The sequence below is a fragment of the Streptomyces bullii genome, from assembly GCF_042657145.1.
Lineage (GTDB): Bacteria > Actinomycetota > Actinomycetes > Streptomycetales > Streptomycetaceae > Streptomyces > Streptomyces bullii.
The window spans coordinates 658270-680232 of sequence record NZ_JBHSNY010000002.1 but is presented as its reverse complement, the minus strand read 5'-3'; the positions used below and the strand labels follow the sequence as shown (position 1 = coordinate 680232).

Genomic DNA, 21963 nt, shown 5'->3' with positions numbered 1-21963 from the left:
GTGGCGGTGGGCAAGTACTTCGGCGACCTTGATGGTCTTTGAGGCGGCGGCGGTCATGCGCTCGGCAGCTCGGCGTGAGCGCGGCCCTGGCAGCAGTCGGGTATTGCCATCGATAGTGTTCCGATATATCGTTGAGGCATCGTGACAGATCAACGATGGAATGGAGAGTGGTTGCGGTGCGTACCCACGGATTCGAGCGTGGACATGGTCAGGGCGGCCCCTGGCGCGGCCTGGGCGGTTCCGACGGGCGGCGTGCGGCCTTCGGTCCCTTCGGGCCTGGCGGCCCCGGCTTCGGGCCGGGTTTCGGCCCCGGGCCCTGGGGTGGCCGAGGGCGCGGGGGGCCCAGGGGCAGGGCGCGGCGCGGTGACGTACGGGCCTCGATCCTGGCCCTGCTCAAGGAGCGGCCCATGCACGGTTACGAGATGATCCAGGAGATCGCCGAACGCAGTGGCGGGGCGTGGAAGCCCAGCCCCGGGTCGGTGTACCCCACCCTCCAACTGCTGGAGGACGAAGGGCTGATCGCCAGTGAGACCGAGGGCGGCAAGAAGCTGTTCTCGCTCACCGAGGCGGGCCGCGCCGCGGCCGAGGAAGGCCCGGAGGCGCCCTGGGAGGAGGCCTCGCGCGGGGTCGACTGGGAGGCCCTCGGCGAGATCCGCCAGGCCGGCTTCGGACTGATGGAGGCCTTCGGGCAGGTGTGGAAGACCGGCAGCAAGGAGCAGCGGGAGAAGGCGCTCGGCGTCATCAACGAGGCGCGCAAGAAGCTGTACCTGATCCTGGCCGACGAGGATTGACGAGACCGGCGAGGGGCGCATGCCTCCCGCCGTGCAACGGGCAGGTGCCCCGTGGAGCGATCCGCGGGGCACCTTGGCGCGTGTGCCCTGTCATCCGTCAGTCTCCTGCGCTCCCGGCGCGTGTCCGGGCGTGGCGCGTGCTCTCTGCGTCGGTTGCTCCGCGGCGGATCGGGCGATCGGTTGCTCGTTCGGGGCTCGGACAAAGGCGGCGCGCTCCCCCCTGCGCGCGCCACGACCAAATCTCCTCCTTGAGGATGAGACGCGCCTCGGCCGGTCCACTCCCCGTGGGACGCGAAGATGCTTCGCCCCGAGGATGACGGGGGCGCGCGAGGCTGATGGGGTGGGGGATGTGCAGCCCCGAATCCCCCGGCAGTCGGCCCATGAGCACGGCATCCACCGAGCGGACAACGATGCCAGGCTCAGTGCGGAGCTGGCAGCGGTGGTCGCCGGTGCCCGGCGCAGGGCGGTCAGGGACGGGGACCGGCAGGTCGACACCGCTCATCTGCTGCACTCGCTGCTGGAGTCGGACCCCGAGGTGGGGGCCGTCCTCGGTGACCCGGCGCAGATCGCCCGGCTGCTCGGCTATCTCGTCCAGCGCAGCATCGGTTACGGCCTGCGCTGGCAGAGCGGCGTGGAGGACTCCGGGGCCGGTCCCGTCGTGACCGAGACGGCCGGGTTCTCGCCGCTGGCGGCGGCGTTGATGGAGTACGCCTGCGAGCGTGCCGCGCGGCGTGCGGCGGGGGCGGCTCGTGGTGTCGATCTGCTCGCGGCGATCGTCGCCGACGGGCAGGCACGGGCCGTCGAGGTGCTGGGGCGGGCCGGGATCGAGGCGCGGCAGGTGTTCGCGCGGCTCGATGACTCGGAGCGCCGGGCCGGTGAGTGCGTGGCGGGCGGGGACGTTCCGCGCTGAGGTGGCCTGGAGATCTGGCCTGCTGTGACGGTGCGCTGGGGAGCGGCGTGAAGGACTGCGGGGCCGATCCCTTCGTGGCGGCGGAGGGGTACGCACAGCTCGGCGGCTCGGCGGCTCGGCGGCTCGGCGGCTCGGCGGCTCGGCGGCTCGGCGGCTCGGCGGCTCGGCGGCTCGGCGGCTCGGCGGCTCGGCGGCTCGGCGGCTCGGCGTGCCGGTCCGGGGGACGGGGCGGGGGGGGGCGACCTGGGCTGAGGTGGCCAGGGGGAGCCGTCCCGCTGTTCATCAGGTGAGACAGGTGCCATAGGGGGTGACGCTCCTGTCGTCGCCTGTCATCATGTGCCGGTGCATACGTCTGACAGTGGCCGCAGCAGCCGTGGAAAGGGCGTCGGGCTCGGTCTCGCCCTCGCCTCCGCGGTCGCTTTCGGCGGATCCGGTGTGGCGGCCAAGCCGTTGATCGAGGCGGGCCTGGACCCGCTCCACGTGGTGTGGCTGCGCGTCGCGGGCGCGGCCCTGGTGATGCTGCCCCTGGCCGTGCGTCACCGCGCGCTGCTGCGTCGGCGCCCCGGCCTGCTCGCCGGATTCGGCCTGCTCGCGGTGGCCGGGGTGCAGGCCTGCTACTTCGCCGCGATTTCCAGGATCCCGGTCGGTGTCGCCCTGCTCGTCGAGTACCTGGCGCCGGCGCTCGTCCTCGGCTGGGTGCGGTTCGTGCAGCGGAGGCCGGTGACCCGCGCCGCCGCGCTCGGCGTGGTCCTCGCGGTCGGCGGACTCGCCTGCGTCGTCGAGGTGTGGGCGGGCCTGAGCTTCGACGCCCTCGGACTGCTGCTCGCGCTCGGCGCCGCCTGCTGCCAGGTCGGCTACTTCGTCCTGTCCGACCAGGGCAGCGACGCCGGCGACGAGGCGCCCGACCCGCTCGGCGTCATCGCCTACGGCCTGCTGGTCGGCGCCGCCGTGCTGACCGTCGTCGCCCGGCCCTGGTCCATGGACTGGTCCGTGCTGGCGGACACCGCCTCCATGGACGGCACCCCGGTCGCCGCCGCGCTGCTGCTGGGCTGGATCGTCCTGATCGCCACGGTCCTCGCCTACGTCACCGGCGTGCTCGCGGTCCGTCGGCTCTCGCCGCAGGTCGCGGGTGTCGTGGCCTGCCTGGAGGCGGTCATCGCGACCGTCCTGGCGTGGGTGCTACTCGGCGAGTACCTGTCGGCTCCGCAGATCGTGGGCGGTGTGGTCGTCCTGGCGGGCGCGTTCATCGCGCAGTCGTCGGCGCCCGCGAAGGCCTCTGGCGGGCCGGTGGCGAGCGGCGGGCCCGAAAGGGAGTTGTCGGCGCCCGGAACGGCCGCATAGAGTGCCGATCATGCATTCGGACGCACTCGTTCTTCCGCCTCCGGCCGCCTGAGGCGGGCCCTCCGGAAACCACGCCCGGCACTGTGCCGGGCCGAACGGTGCTGCCCGCAGATGAAGTCCACGGACCCCCTTCGCGTCGGGGTCCATCCAGAACTTCTGCGCGCCGCGCGGTCCTTCCGCGCCTGTCGCGCCTCTGCGGAGAGAACACATGTCCCATGCTGTCTCCGGCCTGCCCGTCGGGCGAGGCCTCCTCTATCTGATCGTCGCCGGTGCCGCCTGGGGCACCGCGGGCGCGGCCGCGTCCCTGGTCTACCGGGCCAGTGACATGGGCCCGGTCGCCCTGTCGTTCTGGCGCTGCGCGGCCGGGCTGGTGCTGCTGCTCGCCGCCCGCCTGCTGGACCCGCGCGGCAGGTCCGCCCTGCCGGAGCGGTACGGCCGGAGCGCCGTGGCGCGGTCGTGCGGCAGGAGTGCCGTGCCGGAGCCGCGCGCCGCCGTGCTGCGCCGCAAGGTGCTGCGGGCCGGTGTCACCGGTCTCGGCCTCGCCGTCTTCCAGACGGCCTACTTCGCCGCGGTGGACTCCACCGGCCTCGCCGTGGCCACCGTCGTCACCCTCGGAGCCGGTCCCGTGCTCATCGCGCTCGGCGCCCGGCTCACGCTCGGGGAGCGGCTCGGCCGCGGCGGGACCTCCGCCGTCGCCGGTGCGCTCGCCGGGCTCGCCGTGCTCGTCCTGGGCGGCGGGGGCGCGACCGTACGGCCCTGGGGAGTCGTGCTCGCGCTGCTGTCCGCCGCCGGATACAGCGTGATGACACTGCTCACCCGCCGGTGGGGCCGCGACGGCGGGGCGGACGCCGCCGCGACGACCGTCGGGGCGTTCGCCGTCACGAGCCTGTGTCTGCTGCCGTTCGCCCTGGCCGAGGGGCTGCTGCCGCACACCACCGAACCGGTCCGGCTGCTGTGGCTGCTGGCGTACGTCGCCGCGATCCCCACGGCACTGGCGTACGGCCTCTACTTCGCCGGCGCGGCCGTCGTACGGTCCGCCACCGTGTCCGTGATCATGCTGCTGGAGCCGGTGAGCGCGGCCGTGCTCGCCGTCCTCCTGCTCGGCGAGCACCTCACGGCGGCCACCGTGGCCGGGACCCTGCTGATGCTCGGATCCGTCGCGGGCCTCGCGCTGGCGGAGGCGCGGGGCACGCGGGCCGGTAAGGAGGAGGCGCTGCTCGTCTGATGGCGCGGGACGCGGGTGCCGTGTCACCACGGACCATGACGCCGCGCCGCGGTGCCGGGCGGTCAGGCTTCGCGGCGGCGCAGCAGGTGCTCGCGCGCCGCCGCGGCCGCTCCGCCCGGACAGCCCGGCGGGGATCCGGTCCGTGGCCCGGGCGGGCCGGTGGCCGGCGCCGGACAGCACCGGCCGTACGGCGCCTCGCTCACCGCCGCCCGAGCGGAGCCGCCCTCCGGCTGGAAGTGGCCGACCTGACGATCGAGCAGCGCGGCCTGCTGGTCCGGGTCGTCCACGACATGAGCCCGGCAGCGCAGTTGCACCGCCGCGTAGAAGCTCGTCGGGGTGCCGTGCTCGGACGGGCCCTGCGGTGGGGCCTGCCACGGGCCCGGGACGTACACGTAGTCGTCGACCACGCTCAGCAGCGCCTGAGGGTTCGCCTCCAGCGCCGGCCACAGCGGGTTGGGCCGGGCCAGGTGGGTGAGGGCCTCGCCGTGTCCGGCGTCGTACGCGAAGTGCAGTGGCTGGACGAACGGCGCTCGCCGGGCGGGCCGTTGACGGCGAGCTGCCCGAAGTCGTGCACGGCCGGCCACCGTTGCCACTCGGCGTCGTCGCGGGGCGCGTCCCAGGGGTGGATCAGATCACCGGACCGCCAGGTAGTCGGGCAACCCGATGCCGGGCGCCAGCCCCGGGTCGGCGACCGGGGTGCCGTACCCCTTGCGCAGCGGGACGAGCCCGGCCCAGTGGGGGAGGTCGAGGTCCTCGGGCTCGTCGTTGACGCCGCCGGCGCGGACCTTGGCGGAGACCTCGCCCAGGTCGAGGCGGATCACGGCGGTGGCGGCCAACTCCTTCCTGTTCGCCGGCCGGGAGTCGGCGGCGCGGCCCGGTATGACGTGGTCGACCAGCGCGTCCAGGGCCTGCCGCTTCTCCTCGGGGTCCGTCACGTCGCGGGCGACGCCGTGCACCACCACGGAGCGGTAGTTGATCGAGTGGTGGAAGGCCGAGCGGGCCAGGACCAGCGCGTCGACGTGCGTGACCGTCAGACAGACCGGCAGGCCGGGGTCGGCCTGGCCCGCCGCGCGCAGCGGACGCGAGCCCGTCGAGCCGTGCACGTAGAGCCGTTCGCCGACCCGGCCGTAGAGCGTGGGCAGCACCACCGGCGCGCCGTCCCGGACGAAGCCGAGGTGGCAGACGTAGCCCTCGTCGAGTATCGCGTGCACCGATTCCCTGTCGTACGAGGCGCGGCCCGGGGAGCGCGTGGGGACGGTCCGGTCGGTCGGGGTGTAGGCGGTGGCGGGCTGCGACGGCGTCTGCGCGGTCCCCTGCATGGCACTCTCCATTGCACTAGTGCATAATAGACTTTGTGCTAGGAGAGTATCGGATCAGTGGGCGGCGCGCAGCGGAGATCTCCGCGAGTATCGAGCGGGCGGTGGGAGCCGGGGAGCTTCGGCCGGGTCAGCTGCTGCCTCCGATGCGGGAGTTGGCGGCGCGGCTCGGCGTGAATCCCAACACCGTCGCCGCCGCGTACCGCACGCTGCGCGAGCGCGGGGTCATCGAGACGGCGGGGCGGCGGGGCAGCCGGGTGCGGCACGCGCCGGCCACGACCGGGCGGGACCACATCCGGGTGGACGTGCCCGAGGGTGTGCGGGACGTGTCCAGCGGCAATCCCGATCCGGCCCTGCTGCCGTCCCTGGCGCGGGCCTTCACGGCGGCGGCCGAGGCGGGCGACCGGGCTCCCGTGCTGTACGCCGAGGCTCCCGTGGAGCCGGAGCTGGCCCGGATCGCCCGGGCCGAACTCGACGCCGACGGGGTGCCCGAGGGGCCGCTCGCCGTGGTCTCCGGGGCGCTCGACGGCGTGGAGCGGGTGCTGTCGGCCCACCTCAAACCCGGAGACAGCGTCGCGGTCGAGGACCCCGGCTGGGGCAGGACCTTCGACCTGGTGCCGGCGCTCGGACTGCGGACCGTCCCCGTCGGCGTCGACGACGACGGGCCGCTCGTCGACGACGTGCGCGCGGCCCTGACCGGGGGCGCCCGCGCACTGATCGTCACCGACCGGGCGCAGAACCCGACCGGCGCGGCGGTGAACGCCACGCGCGCGCGTGCCCTGCGGTCCCTGCTCCGGGAGCATCCGGAGACGCTCCTGATCGAGGACGACCACGGTCACGGCATCGTCGAGGTCCCTCTGAACCCCCTCGCCGGAACCACCCGGCACTGGGCCTTCGTGCGCTCGGTCGCCAAGGCCTACGGTCCGGATCTGCGGCTCGCCGTCCTCACCGGGGACCCCGTCACCGTCGACCGGGTCCGGGGCCGGCAGCGCCTCGGCCCGGGCTGGGTGAGTCGGCTCACCCAGCGTGCCGTGGTGCGGCTGTGGGCCGACGGCGCCGTGGACGGACAGGCCGTGGCGGCGGCGTACGGGCGGCGCCGGAACGCCCTGATCGACGCGCTCGCCCGGCGCGGGATCGCGGCGCACGGGCGCAGCGGCATGAACGTGTGGGTGCCCGTGCCGGACGAGACCGGGGCCGTCGCGCGGCTGCTGCACGCCGGCTGGGCCGTCGCGCCCGGGGCCAGGTTCCGGATGAGCGCGCCGCCCGGCATCCGGGTCACCGTCTCGACGCTCACCGAGGACGAGACCGGCCCTCTGGCGGACGCGATCGCCGCAGCCGTGGGCCCCGCTCCTCCGCGGGCGTATGTCTGAAACGGTCCGAGTCGGCGGGCGCCCGGCCGGACACCCTGGTGCACCTGCCGGTGGCCGACAGGTGCCTCGGGTCCAGCGATCCGCCGGGCCTCGAAGTGATCCGCCGGGCCGGCCAGGGGCGTGCCCCTCTCGGGTCAGCCCTTGTCGCGTGGCCGTGCCTGCGTCAGAGCCGCTCCCGCCAGGACGATGACCGCGCCGACCGGGGTCGACCACGTCAGCGACTCTCCGAGGATCGCCACACCCGCGGCCGTGGCGATGACGGGGATGAAGTACGTGACCATCTGGGCCGTGGTCGGGCCGACCTCGGCGACCAGCCCGTACTGGACGAGCACGGCGAGCCCGGTGCCCAGCGCGCCCAGCGCCGCGATCGCCAGCAGCGGCAGGACCGCGACCTCGGTCGGCATGGTCGTGAACAGCGGTGTGACGACGGCCAGTTGGACGGTTGCGAGGAGCAGTTGCGCGCCCGTCATCGAGAGGTTCGAGTGGCCGGTGCCGGCCAGGGTGCGGCGCACGTAGATCCAGCCGATCGGGTAGCTGAGCGAGGCCAGCAGAGCCATCGCCGTGCCCGTGGCGTCCACGCCGTGGAAGCCCTGCCACGCGCCGAGCACGGTGAGCACACCGAGGAAGCCCAGGCCGAGGCCCGCGACCCGCAACCGGGTCGGGCGGTCCTCCGACAGGGCGACCAGCGACAGCGCCATGCCCCACAGCGGGGACGTCGCGTTGCAGATGCCCGCCAGCGTGGAGGGGACGGTCAGCTCCGCGTACGCGAACAGGGAGAACGGCACGGCGTTGAGCAGGAGCGCCGCGACCGTCAGATGGGCCCAGGTTCGCGCACCGCGCGGCAGCCGCTCCCGCCGCACCGCCATCGCGGCGGCGAGCACCGCTGTCCCGAACACCAGCCGGCCGAGCGTGACCTGGAAGGGTGCGTACCCCTGGGTGCCGACCTTGATGAGGAGAAAGCTGAAGCCCCAGATCAGGGACAGGGCTCCGAAGCGGAGGCGCCAGTCGAGGCGGGGGCGGGGGCGGGCTGCGCCGCGGACCTGTTCGCGGGTCGTGGCGGTCACGGTGGTGGTCATGGAGTCACGATGCTGGAGACGATCTCGTAGCACAAGCGAGATTTCACACGCGATATCTCGTAGCATCGCTTACATGTTGAACCTGGAGCGCCTGCGCACCCTCGACGCCCTCGCCCGGCACGGCTCGGTCAGCGGTGCGGCCGAGGCGCTGCACATCACGACGTCGGCGGTCTCGCAGCAGATGTCCAAGCTGGAGCGCGAGGTCGGCCAGCAGCTCCTCGCCAAGAACGGCCGGGGCGTGCGGCTCACGGACGCGGGGCGGCTGCTGTCCGAGCACGCGGCGCGCATCCTGTCGCAGGTCGAGCTCGCCCAGTCCGACCTGGAGGCGCACCGCGGGCAGGTCGTCGGAGAGCTACGGGTGTCGGCCTTCCCGACGGCGGCGCGCGGGCTGTTCCCCGCCGTCCTGTCCGCCCTGCGCGAGCGGCATCCGGGTCTGCGCGTGCGGTCCTGCGAGCTGGAGCCGGAGCACGGCATCGCCGGGGTGGTGCGCGGCGATCTCGACCTCGCGGTGGTCCTCGACTGGTACAACAAGCCGATGCCGCTGCCCGACGGCCTGGTCAAGGCGGCGATTTTGGACGACCCCGCCGACGTGGCGATGCCGGCCGGGCACCGGCACGCCGGCCGCGACGAGGTCGACCTCGCCGAGTTCGCCGAGGACGAGTGGATCACCTGGGGCGAGGGGGAGTTCTGCCACGAGTGGCTGATGTTCACCCTGCGCTCCAAGGGCATCGAGCCGAACGTCGGCCATCGCGCCGCCGAGACCCACACCCAGCTCAACCTGGTCGCCGCGGGCCTCGGCGTCTGCATCGCGCCACTGCTCGGCCGTCACCCGATGCCCGCCGGGGTCGTCACCGTCCCCCTCAAGCAGCGGGTGCGGCGGCACGTGTACGTCGTCTGGCGCGCGGACGCCGACCGCCGCCCGTCGATCCGGGCGGCGGTGGAGGCCCTGCGTACGGCGGGGGAGGAACTGGGCTGAGGCGGGGGGCTGGGGCGCAGGGGCCGGCTGACCCTTGGGTCTCAGGGTTCTGGTGCGGGCCGCGTGGGGCCGACACCCGCCCGTCCCCGGCGGCGCCCGGCGCACCCACAGGTCGCCCCCCCCTGACGCCGCACGGCCACCTCAGGCGGACCCCAGCTTGCGGAAGTCCCACGAGACGATCTTCTCCGGTGTCAGCCGCAGCCAGGCGTGCCGGCCGTCGTGCGGCATCTCGTCCAGGCCGAAGTTCTTGCGGGCGAACAGCGTTTCCGGGACGTCGAGTTCGGCGCGCAGCTCGCCGGTGCGGGGTATCTCGCCCACGAACTCGACGCGGCCGGACAGCTCGGCCCCGCGCAGCTCGTCGTACTCCTCGCCGGTGTCGACCACGATCGCCACCCGGGGGTCGCGGCGCAGATCGGCCCACCGCTTGCTGCGCACGACGGAGTACAGCCACATCGACGTGCCGTCCCAGGCGAACCAGAGCGTGCTCACGTGCGGGGCGCCGTCCGCCGACACCGTGGCGACCCGGCAGGTGCGCTGGGTGGTGAGGAACTCGTCCAGTTCACCCGGCGTCATCATGATCTTCCGGCCCCGGCGCTGAGTGACGGTCATACGGCCCCCCTCTGTCACAGTCATGCGGCCCCTCCCTCTCCCACGTCGTGCCAGAGGAGATCCTCTGACATCACGTCAGAAAAGGATGCGTCGTCTTCCTTCCGCACGCAATGGCGGCTAACCTCCCCGCCCCAGCCGCCGACCACCAGGGGCCGCCGTGCCGTCGTACGCGGAGCTCAGCGAACTCCTCGATCCGCGCACCACCGTGCTGCTCACCGTCGAGTGCCAGGAGGGCGTCGTCGGCTCGGAGAGCGCGCTGCCCGAACTCGCCGAGGAGGCACGCTCCTCTGGCGTCCTCGCCCGTATCGCCCGCCTGGTGGCCGCCGCCCACGAGAGCGGGATCCAGGTGATCCACGCCATCGCCGAGCGCCGCCCCGACGGCCGGGGCGCCAGCCGCAACGCCCGACTGTTCCGCGCCGCCGAACGCCTGCCCGTCCAGCAGCTCGCGGGCACCCCCGCCGTGCGCGTGGCCGCCCCGATCGAGGTCACCGAGCAGGACGTCGTCGTACGGCGCCTGCACGGGCTGTCGCCCGTCCGGGGCACCGGCGTCGACGCGCTGCTGCGCAACCTCGACTGCCGCACCCTGGTCGTGACCGGCGTCTCGGCCAACGTGGCGGTCCCCAACGCCGTGTTCGACGCCGTGAACCTCGGCCACACCGCCGTCGTCCCGGCGGACGCCATCGCGGGGGTGCCCTCCGACTACACCCCCGCGATGGTCCGCAACACCCTCGCCCTGGTCGCCACGGTCGCGACCACGGACCAGGTGCTGGCCTGCTTCCGCCGTCAGTGCCGTACGGTCCGGCGCTGACGGTCAGCGCTGACGGTCAGGCGAGCGTGATCGAGTCCCCGCTGACGGCGATCTGCACGGCGGGCAGCGGCTTGGTCGCCGGACCGCTTTTCACGCTGCCGTCGGCGATGGAGAAATTGCTGTTGTGGCAGGGGCAGTTGATGACGCCGTTCGCGATGCTCTTCACCGCGCAGCCCTGGTGGGTGCAGGTGGCCGAGAAGGCCTTGAACTCGCCGGCCGTCGGCTGCGTGACCACCACCTTCTGGTCGGCGAACACCTTGCCGCCGCCCTCGGGGATGTCGGCGGTCTTCGCGAGCGCCGCGCCGGCAGCGGCGTCGCCGCTCGCGCTGCCGCCGTCCTGCGGGCTGCCCGACGTGCCCGAGCCGGCACCGGAATCGACGGAGGAGCTCGAGCCGCCGTCGTCCGAGCCTCCGCACGCGGACAGCGCGACGGCGAGCCCGGCCGCTCCGGCCGCCGCCACGACGGTTCGACGGCCCGGTCCTGACGTGGGCTTGAGCGATGCGCTGGTCATGCTGGCGTTCCCTTCGGGGAGGTTGCTGGATCTGCCGAGAGGTACGGTCCCGGAGAACCGCCTGTTCAGACGGTGTCGAAATCCTGACCCGTTCGAGACGGGTTGCGGGTAAAGCAGAGCTGTCGGTTGGCTGTCACGGCCTGTCGGTCCGCTGTCGGACCCGGCGCAACGGCCGCCGGGCCGTGTCCGCCTCCTCTCCCCGCGTCAGTAACCTGGGGCGATGCTCAGGGAAGTCATCGCGACCCGCTACATCGCGCCGCTGCGCGAGGGCGGCTCGCTGCCGGGACTCGTCGAGGCCGACGACCTCGGGACGTACGTCATGAAGTTCACCGGCGCCGGACAGGGCCGCAAGACGCTGGTGGCCGAGGTCGTCTGCGGCGAACTGGCCCGCCGGCTGGGCCTGCGGGTGCCGAGGCTGGTGACGATCGAGCTCGACCCCGTGCTGGGACTGGGCGAACCCGACCAGGAGGTGCAGGAGCTGCTGAGGTCCAGCGGCGGCACCAACCTCGGCATGGACTTCCTCACCCGCGCGCTCGGCTTCGACCCCCTCGCGTTCGAGGTGAGCCCCGAGGAGGCCGGGCGGATCGTCTGGTTCGACGCGCTGGTCAACAACGTCGACCGCTCCTGGCGCAACCCCAACCTGCTGGTGCGGCAGGGCGAACTGTGGCTCATCGACCACGGGGCAACCATGATCTGGCAGCACAACTGGCCGGGCGCCGAGGCCTCCGCCGCGCGCCCGTACGACGCCTCCGACCACGCGCTGGCGCCCTTCGCCCCGGACGTCGCCTCCGCCGCGGACACGCTCGCGCCGCTGGTCACCGAGGAACTGCTGGCCGAGGTCACCGCCGAGATCCCCGACGCCTGGCTCGCGGGCGAACCCGGCTTCGACACGCCGGACGACCTGCGGCGGGCCTACGCGCGACCGCTGCTGGCGCGCGCCGCCGTCATCCACGAACGCATCCAGGGGGTCAAGTGACCGAGCGCCACATCACCAGGGCCGGCCAGGGCGGCGGCCGTGACCTCTTCGAGTACGCGCTGCTGCGCATCGTCCCGCGGGTCGAGCGCGGCGAGTGCATCAACGCCGGGGTGCTCGTGTACTGCCGCGCCAAGGCGTACGTCGGGGCGCGCACCCACCTCGACGAGGCCCGGCTGCTCGCCCTCGACCCGGACGCGGACGTGGTCGGCGTACGGGCCGCGCTGCGCGCCGTCGAGAGCGTGTGCGCGGGCGGGGACGCGGCCGGGCAGGCCGCCCAGGACGACGCCGGGCGGCGCTTCCGCTGGCTGATCGCACCGCGCTCCACCGTCGTCCAGCCGGGGCCCGTGCACACCGGCCTCACCGTCGATCCGGCCGCCGAGGCGGAGCGGCTGCTGGACCTGCTGGTGCGCTGACCGCCTCTCCCCGTGGCCTCATGGGTGCCTCCGCGCGACTTCAGGGACCTCATGGGCCTCCGGCGGCCTCGCGGGTCCTCCGCATGACCTCACGAGCTCCTCCCACGACCTCATGGGGTCCCTCCGCGCGGCCTCAAGGGTCCCTCCGCACGACGTCACGGTCCCTCCGCGCGGACGTCAGCTCCTGCGGCGCTTGACCACGTAGCCGGCCGTGACCGCGGCGCCCGTGACGAACACCAGGCCCAGCGCGATCTCCCAGTCGCTCGGCCCGGTGGTCGACGCGCCGCCCAGTCCGCCCCGCACGCCACGGGTCGGGGTGACGGTGGGGGCAGGGGTCGGCGGCCGCGTAGGACGGAAGGTGGAGGACGTGACGGCACCGCCGCGGCGCGGCAGCACCTCGCAGGCGATGCCGTCGTCCGGGCCCTGATCCTCGTCGAGTCGGTTGGGGTCGCTCGGGTCCGCGTCGTAGACCGCCTGCGCGTCCTCCTGGAAGGAGAAGTCGCGGCAGTCGAGATCCTGCGCGTGAGCGATGTCGGCCGGCGGCACGATCGCGGCGATCGCGATCAGCGTGCCGACGGCACCGGTGCGACGGCGCATGGAGCGCCTCCTTTCCGGCCACGAATGGCTCGCGCTTCGACGCTACGGGCGGCGGGGGGCGGTGGCGCGCAGCCGTGGGCCGATCGGGTGCCGGGGGCGGGCGTCGGGTGCCGGGGGGCGGACGACGGGGTGCGCGTCGACGCGTGGTGGCCGGGGAGGGGCCCGACGCACGGCGCCCCGGGCTGGGTGCCGACGGGTGGTGTCCGGGTGGGGGTCGGGCGCGCGAGGATGAGGGAGGCGGCGAGGGAGGCACACCCCGGTGTGTCGGTCGTGTGCGTCGGTCACCCAGGGAATGGATCACACACACCCGGTCGGCCGTTGACACCGGGTGCCAGGGCTTCTAGCGTCACGTCTGCTGAAGGTACTAAGCGGTCGCTCACTGAAGAGCCGGCCGCAGGAGCCGCATCCCAAGGGCGAGGAGAAGCAGCAATGTCCACCACTGAGCAGCGGGTCGCCGTCGTCACCGGTGCCGCACGCGGCATCGGCGCCGCCACCGCCGTACGACTGGCCGCCGAGGGCCGGGCGGTCGCCGTGATCGACCTCGACGAGGCCGCGTGCAAGGACACCGTCGAGAAGATCACCGCCGCCGGGGGCAAGGCCATCGCGGTCGGCTGCGACGTCTCCGACGAGGCGCAGGTCGAGGCGGCCGTGGCGCGCATCGCCGAGGAGCTCGGCGCGCCGACGATCCTCGTCAACAACGCGGGCGTGCTGCGCGACAACCTGCTGTTCAAGATGAGCGTCTCCGACTGGGACACCGTCATGAACGTGCACCTGCGCGGCGCCTTCCTGATGTCCAAGGCGTGCCAGAAGCACATGGTCGACGCCGGCTTCGGCCGGATCGTCAACCTGTCCTCGTCCTCCGCGCTCGGCAACCGGGGCCAGGTGAACTACTCGGCGGCCAAGGCGGGCCTCCAGGGCTTCACCAAGACCCTCGCCAAGGAGCTCGGCAAGTTCGGCGTCACCGCGAACGCCGTCGCCCCCGGCTTCATCGTCACCGAGATGACCAAGGCCACCGCCGAGCGCGTCGGCATGGGCTTCGAGGACTTCAAGGCCGCGGCCGCGAGCCAGATCCCGGTGCAGCGCGTGGGCGAGCCGGACGACATCGCCAACGCGATCGCCTTCTTCACGGCCGACGCGGCCGGCTTCGTCTCCGGCCAGGTCCTGTACGTCGCCGGCGGACCGCTCAACTAAGGGGACGGGGACATGACTTCACAACTCCCCGAGCTGTCGGGCAAGGCCGCCCTCGTCACCGGCGCCAGCCGCGGCATCGGCTACGGCGTCGCCGAGGCGCTCGTCGCGCGCGGCGACCGGGTGTGCATCACCGGCCGCAACGAGGACGCCCTCAAGGAGGCCGTCGAGAAGCTCGGCGCCGACCGGGTCATCGGCGTCGCGGGCAAGGCCCACGACGAGGCCCACCAGTCGATCGCCGTCGAGCGCGCGATGGAGGCCTTCGGGCGCGTCGACTTCCTGGTCAACAACGCCGGTACCAACCCGGTGTTCGGACCGATCGCCGACCTCGACCTGAACGTGGCGCGCAAGGTCTTCGAGACCAACGTGATCTCCGCCCTCGGCTTCGCCCAGAAGACCTGGCACGCCTGGCAGAAGGACAACGGCGGCGCGATCGTCAACATCGCCTCCGTCGCGGGCCTCGCGCCCTCGCCCTTCATCGGCGCGTACGGCGTCAGCAAGGCCGCGATGATCAACCTGACCGTGCAGCTGGCGCACGAGTTCGCGCCCAAGGTGCGGGTCAACGCCATCGCCCCCGCCGTGGTCAAGACGAAGTTCGCCCAGGCCCTGTACGAGGGCCGGGAGGCGGAGGCCGCGGCGGCCTACCCGCTGGGCCGGCTCGGCGTGCCCTCCGACATCGGCGGCGCCGCAGCGTTCCTCACGTCGGACCAGTCCGACTGGGTCACCGGCCAGACGCTGGTGGTGGACGGCGGCATCTTCCTGAACGCGGGCGTGGCCTGACAGGAGCGCGTTCGGCGTGCGTGGTGAGGGCCGGCGCGGGTCGGCGTGACGCGTCGAGTGCGGGTGTGGCTCGACGCGTGCGTCGACCGCGGGGTGGCGCGACGGGTGCGTCGCGCACCGGTGCGGCTCGCTGCGTGCGCCGCCTGCGGGCGCCGTCCCGCGTACCGGGCGAGCGGGAGCGTGACCTGGCGGGCGTTCTGTGGGCTGGCGTGTGGTGTGCGTGTCGCGTTGGGTGTGGCGCGACGGGTGCGGCTCGCTGCGTGCGCCGCCTGCGGGCGCCGTCCCGCTCGCGGCGATTGGGCCGGGCCTGACGCGCCGGGCGAGCCGGAGCGTGACCTGATGGGCGTTCTGTGGGCTGGCGTGTGGTGTACGCGTCGCGTTGGGTGTGGCTCGGCGTGCCCGGCGACTGCCGTGCCGTTCGACGCGTGCGTCGCCGAAGGGTGTGGTCGGGCGCGTGCGGCGAGTGGGCCGGGCCTGACGCGCGGCGGGCGCGTGCCGCGATCGGGCCTGTCCTGCGCGCGGTAGGCGCGAGCGCGGCTCGGCGTGCGGGCCACCGGTGTTGTCGGCGTGCGCGTCCCGTGCGGGTGTGGCTTGGCGAGCACGTCAGGTCCGGGTGCGGTTCGAGGCGCCCGGCGACCACCGGTGCGGTCCGACGCGTTTGGTCGCCGTCCATGTCGTAGCGCCGCAGAGGCGTGGCCCCCCGCCGCCTGGGTGCTGTCCCGGACGTGCGGCGACCGCGCGGGGCTCGCGTGCCCCGGCGAGCGGGCGTCGCCCGGCCCACCGGTGCGCGTCGACTCGGGCGTGGCCGTAGCCCGCCGACCCGTCACATCCGGGGGTCACCCGGCCTGCGCGACCCCGGTACGGGGCGCCTTCGACGGAGGCGGTGCCCCATGTCGGCGCAGCGGCCCCACGGGGTGTGGACGGCCACCACGTCATCGGGTGCCCGGTCTCAAGAAACGTACGGGTGGGGCCGAGGGGCGCAGCGCTGCGGTATGGTCTGCCGACCCTTGGTATGGCAGATCGAGGAGCGTGCGCGTGTTCAACCGGAACCGATGCCTGCGGCGGGTGGCGGCCATCGCGTCCATATCGTCCCTGGTCACCGGATGCGGTGTCCTGTCGTCCGACAGTTCGGACGACGAGGGGCCGATCGTCCTGGGCACCACCAGTGCTCCCAGCACGCTGGATCCTGCCGCCTCCTGGGACAGCTCCTGGGAGCTGTTCCGCAACATCTACCAGACGCTGCTGAGCTATCCGGTCGGGGCGACCACGCCCCAGCCCGATGCCGCCGAGCAGTGCGGGTTCACCGACGCCTCGAACCAGGTGTACCGCTGTGAGCTGCGTGAGGGCCTGAAGTTCTCCAACGGCGACCCGCTCGACGCGCAGGCGGTCAAGTACTCCATCGACCGGATCCGGAAGATCAACGTCAACGGTGGCCCGGCCGGTCTGCTGGGCAGCCTCGACCGGGTCCAGGCACCGAACGAGCGGGAGGTCGTCTTCCGCCTGAACAAGCCCGACGCCACCTTCCCCTTCGTGCTCGCCACCCCCGCCATGTCCATCGTGGCCCCCGACGACTACCCGGCGGACGCGGTGCGCAGGGGCGACGACATCGTCGGCTCCGGGCCGTACACCCTGGAGTCGTACGAGGACGGCCGGAAGGCCGAACTCGTGAAGAACGGCCAGTACAAGGGCTTCGCGGAGCAGCGGAACAGCGCGGTGACCGTCCGCTACTTCCAGGACTCCGGCGCCATGGTCAAGGCGCTGCGGGACAAGGAGATCGACCTGACCTACCGCGGTCTGGCCGCGGGCGACATCATCGAGCTGCAGGGCAAGCGCTCCAAGGACGAGGAGATCCAGCTCGTCGAGGGCACCGGCACCGACATCAACTACCTGGTGTTCAACCCGAAGGACCCGTGGGCGAGCAAGAAGCCCGTGCGCCAGGCCGTCGCCCAGGTCGTCGACCGCGCGGCGATCGCCCACAAGGTCTACAAGGACACCGTCGACCCGCTGTACTCGATGGTCCCCAAGGGCCTGACGGGCCACACCACGGGCTTCTTCGACGACTATGGCAACCCCAGCGTCTCCAAGGCCCGCAAGATCCTCGCCGATGCGGGGATCACCCAGCGCGTCCCGCTGACCCTCTGGTACACCTCCGACCGCTACGGCTCGGAGACCGCCCTGGAGTTCAAGGAGCTGGAGCGCCAGCTCGAGCAGTCCGGCCTGTTCACGGTCACCCTCAAGAGCCGTCCGTGGAAGACGTACGTCGAGGGCTACCAGAAGGGCGAGTACCCGGTGTTCGGGCGCGGCTGGTTCCCGGACTTCCCGGACGCCGACAACTTCATCGCGCCGTTCGTCGGCGAGCAGAACGCCCTCGGCACGCCCTACCCCGCGCCGCAGATCACCAACGACCTGCTGCCCCGGTCGCGCCGCGAGAGCGACCGCGCGAACGTGGTGAAGGAGTTCGAGGAAGCCCAGCAGATCCTGGTGGACGACGCGCGGCTGCTGCCGCTGTGGCAGGGCCGGCAGTACGTGGCCGCGAGCCGGGACATCTCGGGCGCCGAGCGGGCGCTGGACCCCTCGACGATCATGATGATGTGGGAGCTGTCCCGGAAGACCAGCTGGTAGGCCGGGCCCGGTCGCCGGGGCGGCCCCGGGGCCGGTTGTCAGTGGTCGCCTGTAGGTTCTGTGGCCTGGAAGTGACCACACACGTGAGGACGTTGACGTGACCGACATCGCCATGCTGCCCGAGTCCTGGCGCGGGGTTCTGGGTGACGAGCTGCAGCAGCCCTACTTCAAGGAGCTGACCGAGTTCGTCGAGGAGGAGCGGGCGAGGGGTCCCGTCTACCCGCCGCGCGAGGAGGTCTTCGCCGCCCTGGACGCCACGCCGTACGACAAGGTCAAGGTCCTGATCCTCGGCCAGGACCCCTACCACGGCGAGGGCCAGGGCCACGGCCTGTGCTTCTCGGTCCGCCCCGGGGTGAAGATCCCGCCGTCCCTGCGGAACATCTACAAGGAGATGCACGAGGAGCTGGGTACGCCCGTCCCGGACAACGGCTACCTCATGCCGTGGGCCGAGCAGGGCGTGCTGCTGCTCAACGCGGTGCTCACGGTCCGCGGCGGTGAGGCGAACTCGCACAAGGGGCGGGGCTGGGAGAGGTTCACCGACGCAGTGATCCGCGCGGTGGCCGGCCGGCCCGACCCGGCGGTGTTCGTCCTGTGGGGCAACTACGCGCAGAAGAAGCTTCCGCTGATCGACGAGACGCGGCACGCGGTCGTCAAGGGCGCCCATCCCTCGCCGCTGTCGGCGAAGAAGTTCTTCGGTTCCCGGCCGTTCACGCAGATCAACGAGGCGGTGGCCCGGCAGGGGCACGAGCCGATCGACTGGACCATCCCGAACCTGGGCTGACACGCCGCCGGGCCGGTCCGCGCCGACCGGCCCGGCGCCGCCTGACCGGGTTTGTCCGTGCCTGCGGTTAGCGTCGGCACGGACGGCCTGCGAGTGGTGCGGAGGGTGCGGTGGCGGAGCAACAGGGGCAGACGGCGCCGGACGCCCTGCTGACACGGATCGGGCAGATCGTCCTGCTGCACCACGCCGGGGACCGGGAGGAGGCCCGGCACCGCTTCCTGGACCTGTGGGCGGAGATCGGCGAACACGGCGATCCGCTGCACCGCTGCACGCTCGCCCACTACCTGGCCGACACCCAGGACGATCCCGCCGACGAACTGGCCTGGGACCTGCGCGCGTTGACGGCAGCGGAGGAGGCGGGCGGCGACCGGCCCGCAGAAGGTTCGCTCGCCGTCCGCGCCCTGTACCCGTCCCTGCACCTGAACCTGGCCGCGGACTATGTCAAGCTCGGCCGTCGCGACGCCGCCCGGACCCATGTGCGGTGGGCCCGGGCGGCGGTCGGCGCGCTGGCCGACGACCGGTACGGGCAGGGTGTGCGGGCGGCCATCCGGGAGCTGGAGGCACGGCTGGGCGAGGGCGGCGGGACATGGGGGCCGCCGAGGCAGCGGCCGTAGGGCGTCATCGCCCGTACGTCTCCGCGCAGATCGTCGCCTCCTGGCTGTCGGCCCGCCAGCCGCCGTACTTCCTGCCCAGGGCGCACACGTCCGAGTTCCGGGGGACGTCTCGCCGGATCTCGCGCCGCACCGGCTCCGAGACGTCCGGGACGTCGGCGTGCGGGCGCCCGGCGTCCGGCCTGCGGTGTGCGGGGTGCGCCGGCCGGGGGCCGCGCTCCCGATGGGCGGACGACGGCTGCGACCGCGGGGCGGAATCCGCGGGAGCGGTGGTACGGGGCGACGGGAGTGCGGACGGCTCCGGGAATTTCGACGGGCCGATGAGCTCCAGGGCCTCCCGTGCCGGAGCCTGCACGATCCGCGTCTGGCGACGGCCGTCCAGGTACGGCGAGGGCGGCTGGGACCGTGACGCCGACGGTTCCGGGACGGGGAGACGCTGGACCGTCGTACACCCCGTGAGGGCCGAGACCGCCATGGTCACCAGGAGCGTTGCTGTGGTCGTCATTCGATGCACCCGCGCAACTCTGCTGGGTCCGGCTCCGGTCGGAACATCGGACCGGCGGGGAACGTCCCGTACGGGTGATCTCCGCCCCCGTACGGGTGGCGCGGCGGGGGCGGGGCTGACGTCAGTCGCCGGTGGCGCCGTCGATGCGCTCGCGGATCAGGTCGGCGTGGCCGTTGTGGCGGGCGTACTCCTCGATCATGTGGGTGTAGATCCACCGCAGGTTGAAGCGCTCCCCGGTGCGCCGGTGGGCGCCCTTGGAGATGTCGTCCAGGCCGAAGCCGGCCGCGATGCGCCGGGCGGCCGCGATCTCCTCCTGCCAGGTGGTGCGGGCGTCCTGCCAGGTGTCCGTGTCGGTGAGGTGGAACTCGCCGTCCCGGTCCTCGTCGCTGTAGTGGATCGGCGCCGCGTCCTCGCCGGCCAGGACGCGGCGGAACCAGCTCCGCTCCACGTCCGCCATGTGCCGTACGAGACCGAGCAGGGACAGGTCGGAGGGCTCGACCGAGGCGGTCCTGAGCTGCTCGTCGGTCAGGCCCTCGCACTTCCACGCCAGGGTCTGCCGGTGGAACTCCAGCCACCCTTCCAGCATGGTGCGTTCGTCGGCGGTCGTGGGGGGCACGCGGCGTTCGGTCGTCATGGACTCATCCTTCACCCGGCGGACCGGGCCCCGCCACGGGTTTTCAGTCGCCCGGCGCGCCGTCGAGCATGCCGTCCAGCAGTTCCCGCAGGCCGGCCCGGACCTCCTCCGGGCTCGGCACCCGCGCGCTGAACGACCCGGCCACGCACGAGAACATCAGCCCGTCCGCCCAGGCCACCAGCGACAGCACGTGCCGGTCCGGGTCCGTCGAGCCCATCGCGGTGACCATCGCGGTCAGCTGGTCGCGGAAGCGGGCGCCCGTCGCGTCGAAGTAGGCCCGCAACTCCGGACGGCGCGTCGCCTCCAGAGCCAACTCGTAACGGGCCAGGGTCAGTTCGCGGTTGCGGGTCAGGGCTCGGTGCGTCGCCCGTGCCAGCGCGTCCACCAGTGCGCCGATCCCGGCCCGCGGGTCCGGCATCTCGTGCAGCCCCAGCACCCGCGCCTCCCGCTCGGCCAGGCGCCGCACCGCCAGCTCCAGCAGCGCCTGCCGCGTCCGCGCCACGTTCGAGGTCGAGCCCTGAGGGAGTCCGGCCGCCTCGTCGACCGCCCGGTGGGTGAGGCCGCGCATGCCCCGCTCGGCGAGCAGGGCGAGGGCGGTGTCGGCGACGAGGTCGGCGCGGGAGGCGCCGGCGGTGCGTACGGACATGGGACTCAACCTATCCGCAGGACTACATCCGTAGTACCGTCGAATGTGCACTACAGATGTAGTTCGCTGGGTGAGGAGGAGCCATGGCACAGTCGAGGCGGGCCGTAGTCGTCGGCGGCGGTATCGGGGGCCTGACCGCGGCGGTCGCCCTGCGTCTGCACGGCTGGGAGGTGACCGTGCTGGAGCGGGCCCGCTCGCTGGCACCGGTCGGCGCCGGTATCGCCCTGGCGCCCAACTCGCTGCGGGCGCTGGACGTCATCGGGCTCGGCGACGAGATCCGGGACCTCGCCGCCTGGCAGGGGGACGGCGGACTGCGCACCCCGGGCGGGCGCTGGCTCTCGCGCTCCAGCGCCTCCGCCGCCGCAGAGCGCTTCGGCGGCCCGCTGGTCCTGCTGCACCGCGCCACCCTCATCGACAGCCTGGCCGTACGGCTCCCGCCCGACGCCGTTCGCACGGGCATCACCGCGACGCTCGCCGACCCGGGTACCGCCGACCGCCCCGCCCGCGTCACCACCCCCGACGGCGAGCTGGAGGCCGACCTCGTGGTGGGCGCCGACGGCATCCACTCCGCCGTCCGCCGCGCGCTGTTCCCGGACCACCCAGGCCCCGTCTACTCCGGATTCACCACATGGCGGGTCGTGCTCCCGCTGCCCGGCACCGAGTTCGCCTCGCACGAGACCTGGGGCCGGGGACACATCTGGGGCACGCACCCTCTGAAGGACGGCCGGGTCTACGCGTACGCCGCCGCCGTCACGCCCGCCGGGCAGCGCGCCCCCGACGACGAGCGGGCCGAGCTGCTGCGCCGCTTCGGCGACTGGCACCAGCCGATCCCCGCCGTCCTCGCCGCCGCCCGCCCCGATGACGTGCTGCGGCACGACGTCCACCACATCGCCAAGCCCCTGCCCGCCCACCACCGGGGCCGGGTCGCCCTCCTCGGCGACGCCGCGCACGCCATGCCGCCGACGCTCGGCCAGGGCGGCAACCAGGCCGTCGAGGACGCGATCGTCCTCGCCCACCACTGCGCCGACCTCGCCGCCTACACCGCCGCCCGGCTGCCCCGGACGACCGCCATCGCGCGCCAGGCCGTGCGGGTCGCCCGCCTCAACCTCATGACCGGCCGCTCCGGGACCGCCGTACGCGACACCGTGATGGCCGCGCTCTCCAAGGCCGGGCCGGCGCTGTTCCTGCGGAGCTTCGACGGGATCGCCGACTGGCGGCCTCCCCAGCGGCCGTATGCTGCCGGGAAGACCCCGGCAGACAACCGTTAGAGGAGCGCA

Annotated in this window: 23 protein-coding genes and 1 pseudogene; 15 read left to right on the top strand and 9 right to left on the bottom strand. The window is 73.3% G+C overall.

All coding sequences use genetic code 11. From position 1 onward, the window contains the following. The first annotated feature begins 155 nt into the window (after window positions 1–155). The 4 genes from ACFPZJ_RS07240 (at window position 156) to ACFPZJ_RS07225 (ending at window position 4267) form a co-directional block, all read left to right on the top strand. The gene (locus tag ACFPZJ_RS07240; protein ID WP_381018757.1) at window positions 156–791 is read left to right on the top strand and encodes a PadR family transcriptional regulator; all 636 of its coding nucleotides are present in this window, start codon (window positions 156–158) and stop codon (window positions 789–791) included. Between the two features lie 349 nt (window positions 792–1140). Further along, window positions 1141–1701: a Clp protease N-terminal domain-containing protein gene (locus ACFPZJ_RS07235; protein ID WP_381018755.1), complete on the top strand. Its 561-nt coding sequence runs from the start codon at window positions 1141–1143 to the stop codon at window positions 1699–1701. 336 nt (window positions 1702–2037) lie between these two features. Then, window positions 2038–3042 (top strand): EamA family transporter, encoded by a 1005-nt coding sequence (locus tag ACFPZJ_RS07230; RefSeq protein ID WP_381018753.1) that lies wholly within the window; start codon window positions 2038–2040, stop codon window positions 3040–3042. A gap of 208 nt (window positions 3043–3250) precedes the next feature. Continuing rightward, window positions 3251–4267, top strand: coding sequence for a DMT family transporter (locus ACFPZJ_RS07225; RefSeq protein ID WP_381018751.1), 1017 nt, complete (start codon window positions 3251–3253; stop codon window positions 4265–4267). Between the two features lie 62 nt (window positions 4268–4329). Here the strand turns inward: ACFPZJ_RS07225 and ACFPZJ_RS07220 are convergent. Continuing rightward, a pseudogene (locus tag ACFPZJ_RS07220) lies at window positions 4330–4898 on the bottom strand (FMN-binding negative transcriptional regulator). Between the two features lies 1 nt (window position 4899). Beyond that, the gene (locus ACFPZJ_RS07215; RefSeq protein WP_381018750.1) at window positions 4900–5586 is read right to left on the bottom strand and encodes a pyridoxamine 5'-phosphate oxidase family protein; all 687 of its coding nucleotides are present in this window, start codon (window positions 5584–5586) and stop codon (window positions 4900–4902) included. 35 nt (window positions 5587–5621) lie between these two features. Here ACFPZJ_RS07215 and ACFPZJ_RS07210 point away from each other — a divergent pair, with 35 nt between their 5' ends. Further along, entirely contained in the window at window positions 5622–6953 is a 1332-nt protein-coding gene (locus tag ACFPZJ_RS07210; RefSeq protein ID WP_381018748.1) for an aminotransferase class I/II-fold pyridoxal phosphate-dependent enzyme, read from the top strand. A gap of 134 nt (window positions 6954–7087) precedes the next feature. Here the strand turns inward: ACFPZJ_RS07210 and ACFPZJ_RS07205 are convergent, their stop codons facing one another. Continuing rightward, window positions 7088–8029 carry a DMT family transporter gene (locus ACFPZJ_RS07205; protein WP_381018746.1) on the bottom strand — a complete coding sequence of 314 codons (942 nt, stop codon included), beginning with the start codon at window positions 8027–8029 and terminating at the stop codon, window positions 7088–7090. 73 nt (window positions 8030–8102) lie between these two features. On the opposite strand from ACFPZJ_RS07205, the gene ACFPZJ_RS07200 reads away from it, so the two are divergent. Next, window positions 8103–9005: a LysR family transcriptional regulator gene (locus ACFPZJ_RS07200; RefSeq protein ID WP_381018744.1), complete on the top strand. Its 903-nt coding sequence runs from the start codon at window positions 8103–8105 to the stop codon at window positions 9003–9005. Window positions 9006–9146: 141 nt separating this feature from the next. Here ACFPZJ_RS07200 and ACFPZJ_RS07195 read toward each other — a convergent pair whose 3' ends face one another. Beyond that, window positions 9147–9614 (bottom strand): pyridoxamine 5'-phosphate oxidase family protein, encoded by a 468-nt coding sequence (locus tag ACFPZJ_RS07195; protein ID WP_381019006.1) that lies wholly within the window; start codon window positions 9612–9614, stop codon window positions 9147–9149. A gap of 157 nt (window positions 9615–9771) precedes the next feature. On the opposite strand from ACFPZJ_RS07195, the gene ACFPZJ_RS07190 reads away from it, so the two are divergent. After that, the gene (locus ACFPZJ_RS07190; protein ID WP_381018742.1) at window positions 9772–10422 is read left to right on the top strand and encodes a cysteine hydrolase family protein; all 651 of its coding nucleotides are present in this window, start codon (window positions 9772–9774) and stop codon (window positions 10420–10422) included. Between the two features lie 16 nt (window positions 10423–10438). Here ACFPZJ_RS07190 and ACFPZJ_RS07185 read toward each other — a convergent pair whose 3' ends face one another. Next, on the bottom strand, window positions 10439–10933 hold the full coding sequence (locus tag ACFPZJ_RS07185) for a Rieske (2Fe-2S) protein (RefSeq protein WP_381018740.1): 495 nt from the start codon (window positions 10931–10933) through the stop codon (window positions 10439–10441). A 220-nt stretch (window positions 10934–11153) separates the two neighbouring features. Between ACFPZJ_RS07185 and ACFPZJ_RS07180 the strand changes: the two genes are divergently transcribed. Together ACFPZJ_RS07180 and ACFPZJ_RS07175 are read left to right on the top strand one after the other, a co-directional pair. Continuing rightward, window positions 11154–11909, top strand: a complete 756-nt coding sequence (locus ACFPZJ_RS07180; RefSeq protein WP_381018736.1) for a HipA family kinase — start codon at window positions 11154–11156, stop codon at window positions 11907–11909. Continuing rightward, entirely contained in the window at window positions 11906–12322 is a 417-nt protein-coding gene (locus ACFPZJ_RS07175) for a DUF3037 domain-containing protein (RefSeq protein ID WP_381018734.1), read from the top strand. Before ACFPZJ_RS07180 ends, ACFPZJ_RS07175 begins: the two co-directional genes overlap by 4 nt. Before the next feature lie 177 nt (window positions 12323–12499). Here the strand turns inward: ACFPZJ_RS07175 and ACFPZJ_RS07170 are convergent, their stop codons facing one another. Next, window positions 12500–12919, bottom strand: a complete 420-nt coding sequence (locus ACFPZJ_RS07170) for an excalibur calcium-binding protein (protein ID WP_381018732.1) — start codon at window positions 12917–12919, stop codon at window positions 12500–12502. Between the two features lie 429 nt (window positions 12920–13348). Between ACFPZJ_RS07170 and fabG the strand changes: the two genes are divergently transcribed. The 5 genes from fabG (at window position 13349) to ACFPZJ_RS07145 (ending at window position 18904) form a co-directional block, all read left to right on the top strand. Next, window positions 13349–14110, top strand: coding sequence for a 3-oxoacyl-ACP reductase FabG (gene fabG / locus ACFPZJ_RS07165; RefSeq protein ID WP_381018730.1), 762 nt, complete (start codon window positions 13349–13351; stop codon window positions 14108–14110). Between the two features lie 12 nt (window positions 14111–14122). Beyond that, entirely contained in the window at window positions 14123–14887 is a 765-nt protein-coding gene (locus ACFPZJ_RS07160; protein WP_381018728.1) for an SDR family oxidoreductase, read from the top strand. A 1035-nt stretch (window positions 14888–15922) separates the two neighbouring features. After that, the gene (locus ACFPZJ_RS07155; RefSeq protein ID WP_381018727.1) at window positions 15923–17509 is read left to right on the top strand and encodes an ABC transporter substrate-binding protein; all 1587 of its coding nucleotides are present in this window, start codon (window positions 15923–15925) and stop codon (window positions 17507–17509) included. Window positions 17510–17606: 97 nt separating this feature from the next. Further along, complete coding sequence (ung, locus tag ACFPZJ_RS07150; RefSeq protein WP_381018725.1) at window positions 17607–18290, top strand: uracil-DNA glycosylase; 684 nt, start codon at window positions 17607–17609, stop codon at window positions 18288–18290. A 110-nt stretch (window positions 18291–18400) separates the two neighbouring features. Further along, window positions 18401–18904 carry a hypothetical protein gene (locus ACFPZJ_RS07145; protein ID WP_381018723.1) on the top strand — a complete coding sequence of 168 codons (504 nt, stop codon included), beginning with the start codon at window positions 18401–18403 and terminating at the stop codon, window positions 18902–18904. Window positions 18905–18908: 4 nt separating this feature from the next. Here ACFPZJ_RS07145 and ACFPZJ_RS07140 read toward each other — a convergent pair whose 3' ends face one another. From ACFPZJ_RS07140 to ACFPZJ_RS07130, 3 genes are all read right to left on the bottom strand, one after another. Further along, window positions 18909–19406 (bottom strand): hypothetical protein, encoded by a 498-nt coding sequence (locus tag ACFPZJ_RS07140; RefSeq protein ID WP_381018721.1) that lies wholly within the window; start codon window positions 19404–19406, stop codon window positions 18909–18911. A 121-nt stretch (window positions 19407–19527) separates the two neighbouring features. Beyond that, the gene (locus tag ACFPZJ_RS07135) at window positions 19528–20040 is read right to left on the bottom strand and encodes a DinB family protein (RefSeq protein WP_381018720.1); all 513 of its coding nucleotides are present in this window, start codon (window positions 20038–20040) and stop codon (window positions 19528–19530) included. A gap of 43 nt (window positions 20041–20083) precedes the next feature. Then, the gene (locus ACFPZJ_RS07130) at window positions 20084–20686 is read right to left on the bottom strand and encodes a TetR/AcrR family transcriptional regulator (protein ID WP_381018718.1); all 603 of its coding nucleotides are present in this window, start codon (window positions 20684–20686) and stop codon (window positions 20084–20086) included. Between the two features lie 83 nt (window positions 20687–20769). On the opposite strand from ACFPZJ_RS07130, the gene ACFPZJ_RS07125 reads away from it, so the two are divergent. Further along, complete coding sequence (locus tag ACFPZJ_RS07125; protein ID WP_381018716.1) at window positions 20770–21954, top strand: FAD-dependent monooxygenase; 1185 nt, start codon at window positions 20770–20772, stop codon at window positions 21952–21954. Window positions 21955–21963 lie beyond the last annotated feature (9 nt).